12 protein-coding genes and 1 pseudogene are annotated in these 16,066 nt (G+C 66.6%); 8 read left to right on the top strand and 5 right to left on the bottom strand.

From position 1 onward, the window contains the following. Positions 1-157 precede the first annotated feature (157 nt). On the bottom strand, positions 158-1,489 hold the full coding sequence (locus tag AB0395_RS42550) for a DUF4158 domain-containing protein (RefSeq protein ID WP_366292228.1): 1,332 nt from the start codon (positions 1,487-1,489) through the stop codon (positions 158-160). 54 nt (positions 1,490-1,543) lie between these two features. Then, on the bottom strand, positions 1,544-2,533 hold the full coding sequence (locus AB0395_RS42545; RefSeq protein WP_366292226.1) for a hypothetical protein: 990 nt from the start codon (positions 2,531-2,533) through the stop codon (positions 1,544-1,546). A 651-nt stretch (positions 2,534-3,184) separates the two neighbouring features. Here AB0395_RS42545 and AB0395_RS42540 point away from each other — a divergent pair. The 4 genes from AB0395_RS42540 to AB0395_RS42525 are packed head-to-tail and all read left to right on the top strand — an operon-like array spanning position 3,185 to position 8,131. Continuing rightward, on the top strand, positions 3,185-3,937 hold the full coding sequence (locus AB0395_RS42540) for a TnsA-like heteromeric transposase endonuclease subunit (RefSeq protein ID WP_366292223.1): 753 nt from the start codon (positions 3,185-3,187) through the stop codon (positions 3,935-3,937). Further along, positions 3,934-5,994: a Mu transposase C-terminal domain-containing protein gene (locus tag AB0395_RS42535; RefSeq protein WP_366292220.1), complete on the top strand. Its 2,061-nt coding sequence runs from the start codon at positions 3,934-3,936 to the stop codon at positions 5,992-5,994. Before AB0395_RS42540 ends, AB0395_RS42535 begins: the two co-directional genes overlap by 4 nt. Further along, positions 5,985-7,007 (top strand): ATP-binding protein, encoded by a 1,023-nt coding sequence (locus AB0395_RS42530; protein ID WP_366292217.1) that lies wholly within the window; start codon positions 5,985-5,987, stop codon positions 7,005-7,007. Before AB0395_RS42535 ends, AB0395_RS42530 begins: the two co-directional genes overlap by 10 nt. Continuing rightward, positions 7,004-8,131: a TniQ family protein gene (locus AB0395_RS42525; RefSeq protein WP_366292214.1), complete on the top strand. Its 1,128-nt coding sequence runs from the start codon at positions 7,004-7,006 to the stop codon at positions 8,129-8,131. The genes AB0395_RS42530 and AB0395_RS42525 overlap by 4 nt, the downstream gene beginning before the upstream one ends. 215 nt (positions 8,132-8,346) lie before the next feature. On the opposite strand, the gene AB0395_RS42520 is transcribed toward AB0395_RS42525, so the two are convergent. Beyond that, positions 8,347-9,342 (bottom strand): tyrosine-type recombinase/integrase, encoded by a 996-nt coding sequence (locus tag AB0395_RS42520; RefSeq protein ID WP_366292211.1) that lies wholly within the window; start codon positions 9,340-9,342, stop codon positions 8,347-8,349. Positions 9,343-9,472: 130 nt separating this feature from the next. On the opposite strand from AB0395_RS42520, the gene AB0395_RS42515 reads away from it, so the two are divergent. From AB0395_RS42515 to AB0395_RS42500, 4 genes and pseudogenes are all read left to right on the top strand, one after another. Further along, positions 9,473-10,735: a hypothetical protein gene (locus AB0395_RS42515; RefSeq protein WP_366292209.1), complete on the top strand. Its 1,263-nt coding sequence runs from the start codon at positions 9,473-9,475 to the stop codon at positions 10,733-10,735. Positions 10,736-11,215: 480 nt separating this feature from the next. Beyond that, a pseudogene (locus AB0395_RS42510) lies at positions 11,216-12,427 on the top strand (Tn3 family transposase); the annotation flags it as partial. A 296-nt stretch (positions 12,428-12,723) separates the two neighbouring features. Then, positions 12,724-13,023, top strand: coding sequence for a hypothetical protein (locus AB0395_RS42505; RefSeq protein ID WP_366292206.1), 300 nt, complete (start codon positions 12,724-12,726; stop codon positions 13,021-13,023). A 33-nt stretch (positions 13,024-13,056) separates the two neighbouring features. Beyond that, on the top strand, positions 13,057-13,251 hold the full coding sequence (locus tag AB0395_RS42500; RefSeq protein WP_366292203.1) for a hypothetical protein: 195 nt from the start codon (positions 13,057-13,059) through the stop codon (positions 13,249-13,251). A 211-nt stretch (positions 13,252-13,462) separates the two neighbouring features. On the opposite strand, the gene istB is transcribed toward AB0395_RS42500, so the two are convergent. Together istB and istA are read right to left on the bottom strand one after the other, a co-directional pair. Continuing rightward, a complete protein-coding gene (gene istB, locus AB0395_RS42495; protein WP_366292200.1) occupies positions 13,463-14,143 on the bottom strand; it encodes an IS21-like element helper ATPase IstB in 681 nt (226 codons plus the stop codon). A 169-nt stretch (positions 14,144-14,312) separates the two neighbouring features. Next, positions 14,313-15,869, bottom strand: a complete 1,557-nt coding sequence (istA, locus tag AB0395_RS42490) for an IS21 family transposase (RefSeq protein ID WP_366292197.1) — start codon at positions 15,867-15,869, stop codon at positions 14,313-14,315. Between the last annotated feature and the right edge of the window lie 197 nt (positions 15,870-16,066).

The following is a 16,066-nucleotide window of genomic DNA, read 5'->3' as shown; positions in this document are numbered from 1 at the left end:
GTCCCGATCACGACACTGGCCGAGATGCACTTCGCCTACCCGACCTTCCACCGCGCCCTCCAGCCCGTCCTACGCGCCCTGCTCTGAAGCGCGGGGACGACGAAGCCTCCGGGCCGGCCGCATGGCCCGGAGGCTCCTCCCCGATCGCGTCAGGTCGTCAGTAGGCGGCGTTGGCCTTGCGGCGCACCAGCTCCAACGCCTCGATCACCGGCCGGTGCACGCTGTTGCCCGAGCGGAACTCCAGCACGCCGATCAGCTCGATCAGCCCGCGCCGATAGTGGCCGGTGTAGGAGGCCTTCAACGTGGTCTGCACCGTACGCCGGTAGATCGGCCCTTTGGTCTTGAACTCCTTGACCAGCTCGCGCAGCGTCCCCTCCCCGCCGCGCACCGCCGGGAACACCACGTGGCGCACCGTGCCGTCCGGCGCCGCGAGCGCCGCATCGGCGATGGTGAACAGCAGGTTCTCCTTGCCCGAGACCCGCTTGAAGGCGTTGACGAGCTCCTCGGTGACCTTGCGCTCGGCCCGTGCGCCGATCCGGTGCACGGTGGCGATCAGCAGGTCGACCAGGTTGTCGGTCACCTCCCGCTCCCGCTCGGCCACCAGCGCCGCCAGCAGCGTCACCGCGCCCGCTGGCGAACTGGCCGCCCGCCGCCGCAGGTGCGAGGGCGATTCCACCATCGCGCGTGCCTTCCACCCGGCCAGCACCTTGGGCATCACGTCGGCGAACAACCCCGCCGGAAGCCCGATCGCCCGGATGGCGTTCAGCTTGCCGATCTCGGTCAGCATCGACTCCAGGCTGACGTTGCCCGGCATCGCCTTGATCAGCGCCAGCACCGAGCCCGAATCCTCCTCCCCGTCGTCGCGCTCCTCCACATCCCCGGGCCCGAACGCGTTCTCACGGTCGATGTCGCTGTCCGCGTGGCCGTCCTCGGCCACTCCCACCAGGCCCAGCAGGCGCGCTTGAGCGGCCGCGCCGACTCGGCCGGCGATCCGGGTGAACCAGGTGACCTCGGCGATATGCAGAGCCGAGCGCACCATCCGCGTCACCCGGGCCGCGGCAGGCGGCTCGATCCGGTCGCGACGGCACTGCGCGAGCAACTCCTCCCGCACCCGGTCGGGGTGGCGCTCGGCATGCGCGACGTTGGCTGCCAGCCAGTCGGTCAGTTTGTCGGCGTCGGCGACGCCGCACACCCGATAGCCCAGGTGCTCCCGGATCTGCGTGCGGTGGTACTCGATGGTGCTGCCCGACCATTCATACAGCCCCAGCCCCGCCGCGGGCACCTTCATCTGGCGCGCCACATGCTCCACAGCCTCATCCGGGAGCTCGGCTCGGCCGCGAGGAAAGCGGCCGTGCTGGGTGTAGAACTTCAGCAGCAGCGCAAAGCCCAGCCGTGTCGCACCGCGTTTGCCTGAGACGAGGTCTCTCTCGTCCTCCAGGACAGTCCAGTGCTCGACCAGGTCGTCAATGCCTAACGGTGCGCGCTCCATGCCAGAAGATCCCCGGTGACGACATCGCCATTTCAACGACGACACCAATCATGATCATCCGCGTTTGGGGCTGGTGACGCGTTCGTTAACGGCACCCCGGCTCCGTAGCTCCGCCGTCACCGCGCGTTCCCTGAGCTGGGCGGCTTCGAGGCGTACGGCCTCCACCTGCTCCCGCAGATCCGACAGTCTCATCTGTTCCATGGCGAGCTGCATGAGCGCCCTGTCCCGCTCCACCTGCGCCTCGGCGACCTTCGCCGCAGCGCGTTCTTCCGCCTCGGTAACCTTCGCCGCGGCCTGTTCCTCCGCCTCGGCTAGCTGCCGCGCCAACCGTTTGCCCGCCTGGGCCGCCTGCCTGTCTGCCCGCGTGGCCTGGGTCCGGGCTTCAGCCGCCTCGGCCAGAGCCTGAGCCCGGCCTTGTGCCTCGGCATCCGCCCGCGCCTGCGCTCTGTCGCGTTCGGCCTCGACCGCCTGGGCCCGGGCTCCTGAGGCGACGGCGGCCCGTTCGGCCTCTGCCCGCGCCTCTTGCGCGGCCCCCGAGACGTGCTCCGCCTGGTCACGCTCGGCGCGAGCCCGTTGCGCCTGATCCCGTTCCTGTACGGCCTGCGCCCGCGCCTCCTCTGCCGCTATTTCAGCTGCCTCGATCCGCTCGGTCATCTCCTGCAGTGCGACGTCCCTGGCCGCCTCGGCGCGCTCCGCCCGTCGCAGGGCCTCCTGCTCCGCGTGTTTGGCCAGCCGTTCGGTCGCCGCCGCCTCGTGCAAGGCCGCCAGCGCCTGCTCCCTGGCCCTCTCGGCGTCGGCCATGGCGATGTCCCTGTCGGCGTTGGCCTCCTCGACCTGCCGGGCCATCGCGTCCCGCTCACGGCGGGCGTGACCTGTGGCCTCACGTGCCAGCCGTACCTGCTCGAACGCCTGTTCTCGCTCGGTGCGTGCGATCGCCACCCGGGTGTGGGCCTCGGCCTGCACCGCGCTCAGCTTGGCCTCGACTCCCGCCGGGCTCAACTCGTCGGCCAAGATCTGCGCCAGTGGCGCGATCACCGAAGCCATGCCTTTCTCCATGCGCTCGTAGAACTCCTCGGCCCGGGCCAGCGTGCCTTCCAGACCAGGCGTCGCCCGTTTCAGTTCCCGCTCCCGTTTGGCGGCGGCCTGACAGTCTCCCTGCGGACAGTACGCCCGAGGGCGCCCTCTCCCTGAGCGCTGCTCCACCGGCATCCCACAGTGCTTGCACGGCGTCACTGCGCCCGTCGCTTCCCCCACCGCCTCAGGGTAGCATTTTTTGTTTTCTGGAAATTAAAAATCAACAATCAAGATCCGTTGCATCCACGGCACATGTCGACAACTACCGGGAATGTAAATTCCCGCAAGTTAGCCAAAATTGAGGCCGCCAGCACACCAGGGGGATGTCTGCGAATCTGCACCAGTGTCCCGTCTCACTGGACCTGCAAAGTTCTCACTGCGCCTGCTACGGACTGGTCGCCTGTCTCACCAGATCTGCTTCGCGTGTGGCGGGTGGCCCGGCGGCGTCTCATTGAACCTGCTTCGCCAGGACTGTTTGTCTCAGTCGAGCTGCGCCACCGGACGTGTTTGTCTCAGTGATTCTGCTTCGCGTCATCCACTTAGCCGCTACAGTCTGCTTCTGAACGTGTACGACTTGTTCGTATCCATGATGATCTTTCGGCCTCGCCCGGAGGGGCTGTGATGGGTGCTGACGCATTGGTCACCACAGGTGGTCGTTCGCAGTTCGAGCTCTGTTTTCTCGACCAGGACGGCACGAAGGTCCAGGCCGCGGCGGAGCGCTGCTGGAACCACCCGTTCGAGTTGGCCTCGCCGGTCCGAAAGTTCCCCTCCTTCAAGGGACAGAAGAACTTCACTGGCCTGTGGTGGTCATCGACCGTCAGGGGTCACGTGGGGTTCGAGTCGTGGCTGGAACGCGATCATGTGATGGCGTTGGACTTCGACCCCCACGTGGTGGGGATCTCCTCCCAGCCGTTTCAGCTGCTTTGGCATGACGGTGTCCGCAAGCGCACGCACACCCCTGACTACTTCGCGCGCCTGGCGGATGGGACAGGCCTGGTCATCGATGTGCGTCCCGATGACCGGATCACACCGGAAGACACCGGCGCGTTCGCGGCGACGCGGCGTCTATGCGAAGAGGCCGGCTGGACGTTTCGACGGGTCGGTGATCTGGCTCCGATACTCAAAGCCAATATCCGCTGGTTGGCCGGATATCGGCACCCGCGGTGCTTGCGAGCTGACGCTGCGGACTGCCTGTTGCAGATCTTCATTCGACCGACGCCGCTGTCGGTCGGGGTGTTGCGTGCAGGCTCACCGATCGCGATGCTGCCGAGCTTGTTTCACCTGATGTGGTCGCAGCGCCTGGTCACCGACTTGACCTCCCGCCCGCTGGACTCAGAGTCGGTGATCCGAACGTCAAGGGGAGCCGACAGGTGAGTGTGTCGCGTCCTGCGTCGATACAGATTGGCGATCGGATCCGGCTGGGTGAGGCAGTGCACACGGTGACGGGCTTTGAGGGCACGCTGGTGCATCTGGTCGATCACCGCGGCGCCCTGCTGTCGCTGCCGGTCAGCCGGATACAGGCCACTGTCGGATTCGAGATCCTCGGCAAGGGGCAGGCTGCCCCTTTGAACACCGCCCGCGTGCTGGAAGGTATGTCGGCCGAGACCGCCGAGACGGCGTTGTGGTGGGAACGGCATCTGATTGAGGTGATTAACGGCACCCGTCCAGACGCGAGTTCGGATGCGCCTCCTCGTCCGCAGTATGACCCTGCCTGCCGTTCCCTGGCAGAACGCGAGCAGGCCAAGGCTGATGAGCTCGCACGGCTGGGCCACGCAGGCGTGAGTTTGCACACGATCCGCCGCAAGCGGTTGCGCTATCAAGCGCGCGGCCTGGCCGGGGTGGTGGACCAGCGAACCGAGCGTCGCACTACCACCGCCGGTCGAACCGATGAGCGAGTGGTCCAGGCAATCCGGCAGCTCGTCGAGGAGAACGTGACCACCTCGACCCGCACGGGCAGCTACTACTTCTGGAAGGTCGAGCGCCTGCTGATCGACAAGCACGGCCCAGGGACGGTGATGATGCCGTCACGGGCGACTTTCTACCGGCTGTTCGACAAACTGATCACCGGTCGGCATATCACCGGGTCGGCCCGCACGCGCCGATCTCTGGCGAACCGCCCCGATGGGCCGTTCAACCAGTTGGCTGCGACGCGCCCCGGAGAGTTCATGGAGATCGACTCCACACCGTTGGACGTGCTGGTCCTCTTGGACGAAGGAGTTCCCGGGCGCGTCGAACTAACCGGTGTGGTCGATCTGGCGACGAGAACTATCACGGCGGCGGTGTTGTCCCCAACCACCAAGTCAGTAGACGCCGCTCTGTTGCTGGCCCGGACACTGACCCCTGAACCGATGCGCCCAGGTTGGGCCCAGGCGCTCAGGCTCACCCGTTCCGTGCTGCCCTACCGGCACCTGATCGAACTCGACCAGCGGCTGGAGCAGGCCGCGGCCCGGCCAGTGATCGTTCCTGAAACGATCGTCTGTGACCAGGGAAACGTATACATCTCCCGCAACTTCCGTTCCGCGTGTGCTGCACTGGGCATCAGCTACCAGCCCGCCCATCTCGGCACTCCAACGGACAAACCGCATATCGAGCGCAGCATTGAGTCGGTCGGCACGCTGTTTTGCCAGTTCGTATCCGGTTATGTCGGCCCCTCGGCCGACCGGCGGGGCGAGCACGTCGAGCAGGAGCCCTTGTGGTCAATCCATGAACTACAGGGCTTGTTGGAGGAATGGCTCGTCAGTGGCTGGCAGAACCGGCCCCATGACGGACTACGTGACCCAGCAGCTCCCGGACGAGCGTTCACGCCGAACGAGAAGTACGCCGCCCTGGTCCGAGCTGCTGGGTATGTCCCCGTCGCTTTGTCTGCCGACGACTACATCGAGCTGCTGCCAGCCACCTGGCGATCCATCAACTCCTACGGCATCAAGATCAAGCACAGGAAATACGACTGCGCCGAACTCAGCCCGTTCCGACGGCAACATTCGGGCATCACCAGCAAGAAAGGACTATGGGAAGTACATCGCGACCCCTACGACGTCTCCCGCATCTGGGTCCGCAACCACTGGGATGGCGGATGGATCACCGTTCCCTGGACGCACCTGCGCAGCACCGCGGCCCCGTTCGGGGACCTCGCCTGGGACCACGCCCGCAAGGAGTTGGACCGAGCCGCAACCGAAACCGAAATCGCCCAAGCCGTCAACGACCTGCTTGAACGGGCCGGCAAGGGTCCTGAGCGGGCGCCAGCCCTCTCCGCGAAGGACCGCCGAGTCGCCGCCAAAACACGTGCGACCGCGAAACCATCCGTTTCGTCCGGGCCAGTATTACCGCCGCAATCCTGCGACCGGGATCACCCCGAAGAGCCGGAGCACGATGCAAGGGTCATTCCCCTGCCGGTGTTCGACGCTCGCAAGGAGGCAGAGAAGTGGTGGTAGGTCTCGAGGCTCTTCAAGGTGACGACCGCAGAGCACCCGGCACGACGCTGGACGGATGGCGGCGATTCGTCAACGCAGATCCGCCCGCCTTCGCCCTTCTGGCCGATGACGACTGGAAGGAACTGGACCAGCGGCAGCGGCAAAACTACGACGAGGCCCGCATCGCCTATCACTCCGAAATGGCCATCGTCACTACCTCCACCATCACGGAGATCGCCACCGAAGGACGCCTGCTAACCCTACTCAACCAGCGCGAAGACGGCGCCCGGCGCAGTTTGATGGTCTCTGGAGAGGCGACCACCGGCAAGACCACCGCGATCAAACAGCTCGGCCGGACACACGAACTTCGCGTTCGGGCCCGGCATCCCGGCGCTGATCGAATCCCTGTCGTTTACGTGACCGCGCCGCCTAAAGGCTCCCCTCGAAAGCTCGCCGTCGAGTTCGCTCACTTCCTGCAACTGCCCCCCGTCCGCCCCCGCCACACGGTCACCGACATCGCCGACGCCATCTGCCAGGTCCTGGTCGATGCCCGCACCGACCTCGTCATCGTCGATGAGATCCACAACATGAACCTCGAGACCAGGGCAGGCGAGGATCTCTCAGACCACCTGAAGTACTTCACCGAGCATCTGCCCGCTACGTTCGTTTTCGCCGGCATCGAAGTTGAACGCTCTGGAGTCTTCACCGGCATCCGAGGAAAACAGATCGCCGGACGATGCGTGATGATCCCCACTCAAGCGTTTCCTTTCAACACCGAGTGGAAGCAACTCGTGGCCGCGATGGAGTCGTCGTTGCGGCTTCACGGACATGAACCGGATTCACTGATCAAGCTCGCTCGATACCTACATCAGCGCACCGGCGGCACGGTCGGCAGCCTGTCCCATCTCATCCGGAAGGCGGCGATCAAGGCGATCCTCGGCGGCGAGGAAGCCGTCACCAAGGGACTCATGGACACCATGAAGATCGACCACATCGCCGACTCCTCAGCACGCCGGTCCAGCAACGAACGATGAGTGCCCAGTGGCCGTTTCCCGCCATCCGCCGGCTGCCACACGTCGTCAAACCAATCCAGGACGAGACCCTCACCTCCTACCTGCACCGATTGGCCAGAGCCAACCACTGGCCGTTCATCGAGATCGCTCGTTACCTCTCACCCCGCACATGGCCCTACAGAGACGCCAACGCACGCGCTTCGGTCCTCCATGGCGCTCGGCCTGCACCGATCGAGCTGTCTGCACTGGTTCTCGCGACCGGGGTATCGATAGAAACGCTGGTCCGCACCCTCCCCGAAATTCGCGATCAGCATCCCGATGCCCTCGCCATGACCCGCGGCCGGAACGTCGCCGGATATCCCAACGACGAGCACCCCGCTTGTCGACGATGCGTGGCCACCAAAGGGGTCACGACGCAAGCGACGGTCTGGCGGCGACACGATCAGAATGTCTGCCTGCGTCACCAGCTTTGGATCGGTTACGGCAGCTACTCGCCCCAGTATCAAGTGGACCTTCAGGCGGTGCCGGAGATCGTTGCCGCGCAACGACAGCACTCGGAACTCATCAACCGGCTGGGGCGTCGCTGGGTGTCGGTCGTCACCAGACGTGCCTTCGAATTCGCTAACCACTGGCTACGCCACAGCTCTCACACACCCGCTTACCAACGTTTCGGGCAGCTCTCGGGGCAGCTGAGAAAGGGAACTAATCTCCCTCCACGTGGTGCGATCTGGTACGCGGCGACCTATCCGGACGTCGTCACGCTCACCGGCATCCTCGCCTCTCCCCTCTGGCGCCGTCCACCGCCACTGGACGACAAACGGACTCTCAGGAAACTCGAGCTCCAGATCCGCCATGAAGCGCTTCCCACCTACGTCATCGGCCAGCGAACAGATCCGATCCTCCGCTGGTTCGAGCTCCTACGCGCGGAACCTGATCTTTTCTGGTGGGACTTCCGTGAGCTCCAGCAGGACCTGAACGCAGAAGAGATCGTCGGCCAATCCACGCGCTTCAAAGCAGAATCAATGAGACGGTCGGCACAATCCAGCGCCGACAGAGCAGATCCAGTGAGACACCCGGACGCTGCCGTCTCAACACATCTGCCAAATCCCCTGTTCAGGGCCTCGACGCCTTCGCAGAATCAGTGAGACAGGACAACCAGGGTGTCAGTGCGCAGCTCAGAGGTTCTTTGCGGGGCCTCGGTGATCGCTGGCGCACTTTCAGCCCGCCACGTTGCTCTCCCCTGAGAGCCCGAGGAACCCCTCCGGCCGCCACCCTGGGATGCCCCCTTTCCCCGGGGAGCCGCTCTTCCAGTGGACGAACAGATCCCGAGGCGTTGGCGGCTGATCTTCGCGGACAACCGTTACAGGTCCTCGGGGCGGGGAAGACGCTTGGCCAGTCCCTCGACGGCCGCCTTGCGCTGACGCCCTGGCCGCCGGTCATAGTCAGCGGTGGTCGTCGGAGAGAGGTGGCCCATGAGCTGTTGTACGCGTGCCAGGTCAACGCCGTCGTCGAGCAGGGCCCCAGCGAAGGTCCGCCGGAAGTCATGCGGCGACAGGCGGGGAAGACCGGCTTGCAGGCGGCGACGGTTGATCATCTTGGCTACGGCGTCCGGTGTCATCGGCCGGTGGACGGCCTGTCCCCATCGGTTGACCGGCGCGAAGAGTGGCCCCCGGATGTCCTCGGTGATGGCCAGCCAACGCCCCAGGTAGCGGGCGGCGACCTCATGGATGTAGACCTCGCGCGAGGTGTTGCCCTTACCGGTGATACGCAAGGACCGTTCGCCGGGGTCGTAGTCGGAGCGCCGGGCGTTGGAAAGCTCTTCGCGCCGGACGCCTGTGCTCTGCAAGAGGGCGATCACCGCGGCGTCGCGAAGGCCGATGAGGTCGCCGGCGGTGAGGCACACCGTCAGCATGGCGACCACCTCTTCCTCAGCGATGTTCCGTCCTGCCTTGGCGCGGCGTCCGCCCTTGGCGCTCTTGACGGCCTTGGCACGGTGGAACTCCTCGGCGGTCATCTGCCCCAGCATCCACGCGGCTTCCAGGACTTTGCGCAGTGCGACCAGATGCTTGTTGATTGTGGACGGCGACCAGGGCGCGGCTGTGCCGTCCCGATCGATGGAGACCTGCTTGGCCAGTTCGGCGCGCAGGGCGGCGGTGTGCTGGAAGCGGAGCATGCCCCAGGGGACGGATTCGCCGTTGGGGTAGCCGAGGATTCGGGCGAGGCGTTCCAGGCAGAAGCGCATGGTCCGCTGGGACTCCTCACTGTCGAGCGAGGAGAGGTACGTCCAGTACGGATTTTCTGACCTCGGGGGCGGCGGGAGAACAGGGAGTTGCTCGGCCGGGACGATCTCTGACATGGCCTCAGGATACAAGATCATGTCCGTGGAATAATTGTTCTCGCGAATAGACGTGCACTGTCGAGATTTCATAACGTAACGCTTCGATTTTTTATCGTGCCATGAAGACACGTTTTGGTAGAATGTTTGGGTGGCTGACGATGTACCGACCCGACCTGCGAATGACCCGAACAACACCGATTTCGGCCTCCGCCCGGAACCGGGTCACCCGGCCGACCCGCAGGCACCGCTCGACGACGACCCGCCCGGCACCACCGGCCGCACCACCGGCCGCACCACCGGCGGCCCGGGCGTGGCAGCCGAACCGCTCCCGTCGCCCATCACCGATGCGGCGGCCCCGCACGGCCGATGCGCCTGGGACGGCCAGCCGCTGCCGCGCTCCACCGGCCGTCGGCCCCGCCAATACTGCAGCGACGCCTGTAAAACCGCCGCCTCCCGCGCTCGGCGCAAAGAGCAGAACGCCGCGGTGACCGCCGCGGTGACCGAGTCCGGCGCGATCCTGGCCGAAGCACGTCCGCTCCAGGAGGCACTGCGCACGCTCGTCGACCGCTTCGCCGAAAAGGTCGACCTGGCCGAGACCGGCGCGCTGGCCCGGATCGGCGCCGCCGAGACTGAGGCCGCCGAGGACCGCGCGGACGCCGTGATCGCCCGCGAGCAGGCCGCGGCCGCCGATCGTGCCCGCATCAGTGCCGAGCGGCGGATGCGCGAAGCCGAACAGGCCCAGCGACTGGCCGAGGAACGTGAGAACAACGCCCGCGCCGACCTGGAACGCATCGGCGAAAAGACCCGCGCCGAAGTGCTCGAACTCGGCGAAAAGCTCGGCGACGCCAAGAAGGCCACCGAGCTCGCCGAAGCTGTGACCACCGACCAGGCCAACCAACTGCACGCGCTGCGCACCGAAAACCACGAGCTGCAGGCCGCCCGCACGGCACTGGACGACGAACTCGCCGAACGCGACCGCCAGCTCCAGGCCACACAGCGCACCAACGCTCAGCTGCGAACCCAGCTGACCAAGCACAGCGACCGGGCCGCGGCCCTGGCGCTACAAGTGGCCACCGCCACCGCCGACGCCACCACAGCGCGCGAGGAGGCCCTGGCCACCCACGCCACCCTCGAACGCGTGCGCCAGCACCACGACGAGCAGACCCAGCGCCTGCGCGCCGAGCTGGAGGCCGCCCGGCAGCAGGCCGAGGCCCGCGCCACCGAGCTGGTCCGGATGCAGACACTGCACGAGGCCGACCAGGCCCTGCTCACCGAACTACGCAGCCAGCGGGAAGACCTCAAGGCCCGCCACAACGCCCTGCAGGCCGAGGTGGGGGAGCTGCGAGCCGAGATCGGACAGCCGCGGGCGCGCCCCGCGCCCGGCGCCGCAGAGCCCGGACGGGACCAATGAAACCGTTACCGACCGGTATCGCCGCAGGTCAGGGCGCATCGATTCGCCCGTCAGACGCGGCGTCGACAGCCAGAGGCAGGAGGGCCGAAAGGCCGCACGATGGTCTGGCCGGTGCCATGGCCCCCGGCGACCACACCGCGCAATGTCCAGCTCCGCGAAGCTAAGGCATGATCGCCGTCATGGTCCTCTGCGTACCGTGGACGCGAAACGAGCAGCCCCCGGCGATCCCCGCCTACCTGAAGTGGCTACGACAGCGCTTCGGCCATGCCCGGTGCTGGTACTGGCCACCCATGACGGCCCGGAACTCCACAGGGGTGAGGAATAACCTATGAATTCCCGAGTGTCTCTCCTGGTCATCCAGTCCCAGGACCAGGGCGTTCTCCGCGTAGAGCACGCCATTCTGGTGGTTGAGGAGATCTTGGAATCGGTGAAGCTTCTCTCTCGTTGCTGAGGTTTTTGTAGCGGCGGTGAAGTCGAGGAATCGACGACGCGCTGGATCTGTTCGCGTTGCTGATGGCCACCCGGTTGATCAGCCCGGCCCGTCGCAAGTCCGCCGAGGAGCGGCTGCGGATGCTGCCCCGGCTGGAGCGGGCCTCCAAGCTGGTGGCCAAGGCCGGGCGTGTGCTGGTCGACCAGGAGGGCGTGGACCTGGACCCGGCGGCGATGTGGACCGCAGTGGCCGAGATCGCCGGCAGCAGCAAGGAGCAGGTCCGTGCCGCGCTGGAGGTGGTGGAGGAACTTGTCCCCGAGGAGGACGGTGCGGCCGAGGCGGCGATGCGGGCCGCGCTGGTGGAGAAGTACCACACGGTGCGCCCGTTTCTGCGGCTGCTGGGCGAGTCCAAGGCGCTGGCGGCGGCACCGGGCGGGCGGCGCGTACTGGCCGCGGTGCGCCGGCTGCCGGAGCTGTCGCGGCGGCAGGTGAGCAAGAAGCCACTGCTGCCTAAGGAGATCGACGCGACGCTGGTGACCGCGTCGTGGAAGCGGGCCGTGTATGCCAACCCGGACTTGCCGCAGGGGGCGGTGGATCGTGACGCGTACGTCGTGTGCGTGCTGGAGCACCTGATGCAGGCCCTGACGGTCCGGGATGTGTTCGCCTCGCCGTCGCTGCGCTGGGCCGACCCGCGCGCGCACCTGCTGGCCGGGGCGCAGTGGGAGGCGATCGCCGAGGATGTGCTGGCCTCCCTGTCGCTCACCGACCCGGTCGCGGAGCACCTGAACGGCAAGGTCCTGGCCCTGGACGCGGCCTGGAAGCAGATGGCCGCCCGGCTGGAGGAGGCGGGCGAGGACGCGCTGGTCTCGGTGGTGACCCCCGCCGGGGGCTGACGAGCCCGGCTGTCGGTGGAGAAGCTCGGCGCGCTGGGTGAGAGCGAGTCGCTGGCGTGGCTACGGGCCGCCTGCCAGGCGATGCTGCCGCGCATCGACCTGCCGGAACTGCTGCTGGAGGTGCACGCCTGGACCGGCTTCCTGGACGCCTACGTGCACTTGGCCGACATCTCTACCCGCATGATCGATCTACCGGCATCGCTGGTGACGCTGTTGATCAGCGAGGCGTGCAACGTCGGATTGACGCCGGTGATCAAGGCCGGGGATGAGGCGCTGACCCGTGGCCGGCTCTCGCACGTGGATCAGAACTATGTGCGCGGTGAGACCCATGCCGCGGCCAACGCGATCCTGATCGAGCACCAGGGCAAGCGGGGGCTTTCTGCTGTCCGCTCACCGGTCGGGCGGGGTGGGCGGAGAGCACATCCACGCTGGATTTTCCGACGACTGGTTCTGACTGTCGGGAAGCTTGCTTTCCGACAGCCAGAACCGCCGTGAGCAGGACCGCCGTTCTACATTGCCCCTGGTGAGGCGAGTCTTACCGGCGCCCCGTGTCGTCGGTGAGACACCTCTTGACGCCGATCTTCGGGCAAGTATCTTTCGTTTAAGAAGCTTTCCTAAACAAGGTTCGTGCGATCGACTTTCGAGAATAACCGGAGGAAGTGCACGTGAAATCCAGGAAACGAGCAGCAGCCCTCTCCACCGCCGCCTTTCTCTCCGTCGGCCTGCTGCTGACCACCGCCGCACCGGCCCACGCCATCCCCGACAGCTGCACCGTGAACACATGGGGCGGCTACGGCGCTAGCACCTGCACCACTGGCACCGGAGAACAGCGCATCAACATCGCCTACATCGACCGTCAGAACCAGCGACAGCTGGTGGTGGGCAACTGGGCGCCGGTGGGCGGCACATCCTCCGCCTACTTCAATGGGTCCCTCCACCTCTGGTGGTTGGACAAGCGCGGCTAAGAACAAGGCGCAACCGAGGCCGAGGAAGGCCTCGTGGATGTCGTCGCGAACTTCCCAGCGGATGCGCAGGCACCGGAACCAGTGCGAGGCGCGCCCGGTCAGCCCCTGGCGGCCTTCTGCAGCACCATCCACGCCAGAGGACGGCAGCCGGTCCGTGATCTCCTTCGCCCGATCATTCGCCCTCAGGAAGGCGCGCTGGAGGTCGAGCAGGTCGTCAGGGGCGTGTAGTCGGACATGGATCCCGGGGTGGTCGTGGTACGGCGGTGATCCTACGCGCCGACCCCAGACAGCACGAAAGCGCCCCGCCGTGTGGGCGGACAAGATGATCCGCTGGTGAGCGGTCACCACAGTGCGGTCTCGCGGTCAGTGGAAATGCCGGTAGGTGGCCGTGATGGGGGGATGGTCACGGCCGTGAGTGCCGGTTGGGGTCATTAGCCGATCACGTCAGGGGGACAACTCCCTTCCCGGCCAGGGCCTCGGCCAGGCGGTGGGATTCGCCGCTGGTCTCGACCATGTGGGCGTGGTGCATGAGGCGGTCGACGGTGGCGGTGGCCATGGTCTTGGGCATGATCGTGTCGAAGCCAGAGGGATGGATGTTGCTGGTAACGGCGAGGCTGCGGCGTTCGTAGGCGGCATCCACAAGGCGGTAGAAGGCTTCGGCGGTGTCGTGGCTGACCGGGAGCAGGCCGATGTCGTCGACCACGATGATGTCGGAGCGGCAGATCCTGGCGATGGTTCGGGTGATGCTGCTGTCGACCTTGGCGCGGCCGATGGTGACGGCCAGGGTTTCCAGGGTGAACCAGGACACGCGCAGGTCGGCGTCGATGGCCTGATGACAGAGGGCTTCCATGAAGTGGGTCTTGCCGGTGCCGGACGGGCCGGAGATCACGCAGTTCTCGCGGCGGCTGACCCATTCCAGGGTGCGCAGTGCGTTCTGGGTGGCCTGCGGGATGGACGACAGCTCGCTTTTCCAGGAGTCGAAGGTCTTGCCGTTGGGCAGGTTAGCGCTCTTGCGACGGCTGCGGCGGGTGGCGTGGTCGCGGCCGACGACCTCCTCGGCGAGCAGGACCCGCACCACTTCGGCGGGATCCCAGCGCTGAGCGCGGGCGGTGGCCAGCACATCGGGTGCGGCTTTGCGGGCGTAAGGAAGCGCATCCGGGTGAACAGAGCTTCCAGTTCAGCGGGGATGGGTGGCGCCTTGGGCAGCGAAACGCTCATGTGTAGTCTCCGAGTGTTGTGAGGTGGTCAGGCCGCCGAGGTCGGCATGGTGGTTGATGTCAGCGGCCTGGTCAGTCCCTGTTCTTGCGGCCTTGGGGTGCTCCGCGGACGGCGGCCCAGGAGGCGGTGCCGGGCTGGGCTGAGTGCTTTTCATCGGCCACGGAGGTCGGACCGGCAGCTGAGCTGCGGGCCAGGTGGTCGCAAATGGAAGCCAGATCACTCTCGCCGAAGCGGCCGTGGATGGCGGCCAGGCCGAGCGCGGCGTCAACGCGCTCAGCGCCCACCAGCGAGGCGAGTTCGATCGCGCGGGCCATCTTGGCGCGGATGCGGGCCACGCCGGTGGCCGCGGCTTCGATCAGCCAGGCCTCGGCACCCGGTCCGATGGCCAGAAAGCGCTCCTCGGCCTTGGTCTGTGGCCGCGGTTTGGGCTGACGGGGCCCGTTGCCGCCGGGATGGTCCGGATAGTGCGCCTCGACGATGCGGGGCCGGCCCGGAGTCGACAGCTGATGACGCCAGAGTTCGGCCAGGCCGGCGCCGCCGGTCTGCTGCTCGCCCGGCCCGCCACCCGCCCGCCGGCCGACGATGACCAGTTCCTCGCCGTGCACCCGGCACCAGACTTTGCGTCCCTCGTGCCCAGGCGGCACCGAGTAGCGGACATCGCCCCAGCGGACGGTGCGGTCCTCTGCGACCAGGCGTTCCTCGCCCAACGCCAGCGCATAAGGTTCGGCGGGCAGCGGATGCAGGTGGGCGAGTTCCTCTTGCAGCATGTGAGCGGGAAGACGGTGAGTGGCTCGATGCAGCCGGTGGTTGACCTGCTCGGCCCAGCGGGCGCAGGCGTCTTCCAACTCGGCGAAGCCGCCGTAGCTGGAGCGCAGGTTCGTGGTGGTGGGCACCAGATCGGCTTTGGCGATCTTCACGGTGTTCTCCACGCCGCCCTTGGATTCGGGATCGAACGGCTCGCAGGTGTGCACCACGCACCCGTAGTGGCGGCCGAGCTCGACCATCTGCGGGTGCCGGACCGGGATCTTGGCGATGCGCTCGACGGTGACCGTGCGCGGGTTGTCGGTTAGCAGATACGTGGGCGCTGCACCGATGGTCCGCAGCGCCGCGTCCAGACAGGCGGTCAGCGAGCCCAGCGTCTGGTCCCAGGCCGGCAGCACCACCCGGAACTTCGACCAGGCCAGCCAGGCGCAGAACAGCTGGGTACGGCGTCCGGCGATGCGTGGCCCCTCGCCCCAGTCCCACTGCAGCCACATCCCCGGCTCGGGGATCCAGGGCCGGTAGATGCGTCGCTGACCCGCCCGCCACGATTCCTTGATCGCTGCCACGGCTCGCCGGGTGGTTCTCTCCGAGCCGCGAAAGCCCATCGCGGCCAGGTCCTTGTGCACCACATCGGCCCGGACCTTGCCGCCCGACCGCTCGACCTTCTCTTCGATCTTGGCCAGAAACGGATCGATCGATTTCGGCCGTGACGTCCGCTTGGAGGAGGCGCCGCCCGTCTCGCGCATCGCCACGTATCGCTGGACGGTCTTGTGGTGGCATCCCACCAGCTGCGCAGCCGACCAGACGCACTTGGTCAGGTCGTAGGCTGCGAAGATCTCCATCAGCTCCTGGTCGGACTTGGTCACCCGCGCCCCCTCTCATCAGCTTGAACGGCACAGATCCACATCTGCCACTCAAGCCACAGGACAGGGGAGAACGATCATCTGACACGAGCTTGATCGAGAGATTTACCAGGCCATCGATCAGCATTTTCGATGTCCGCCAGTCAGCACCCCTATGTCCGCCCAGCCGCACAGAGGCGTCCACCGACCAGTGCTTCCTC

Origin of the sequence: Streptosporangium sp. NPDC051023 (assembly GCF_040689595.1) — a bacterium.
Classification (GTDB): domain Bacteria; phylum Actinomycetota; class Actinomycetes; order Streptosporangiales; family Streptosporangiaceae; genus Streptosporangium.
This window is presented reverse-complemented; position numbering and strand designations above follow the sequence as displayed.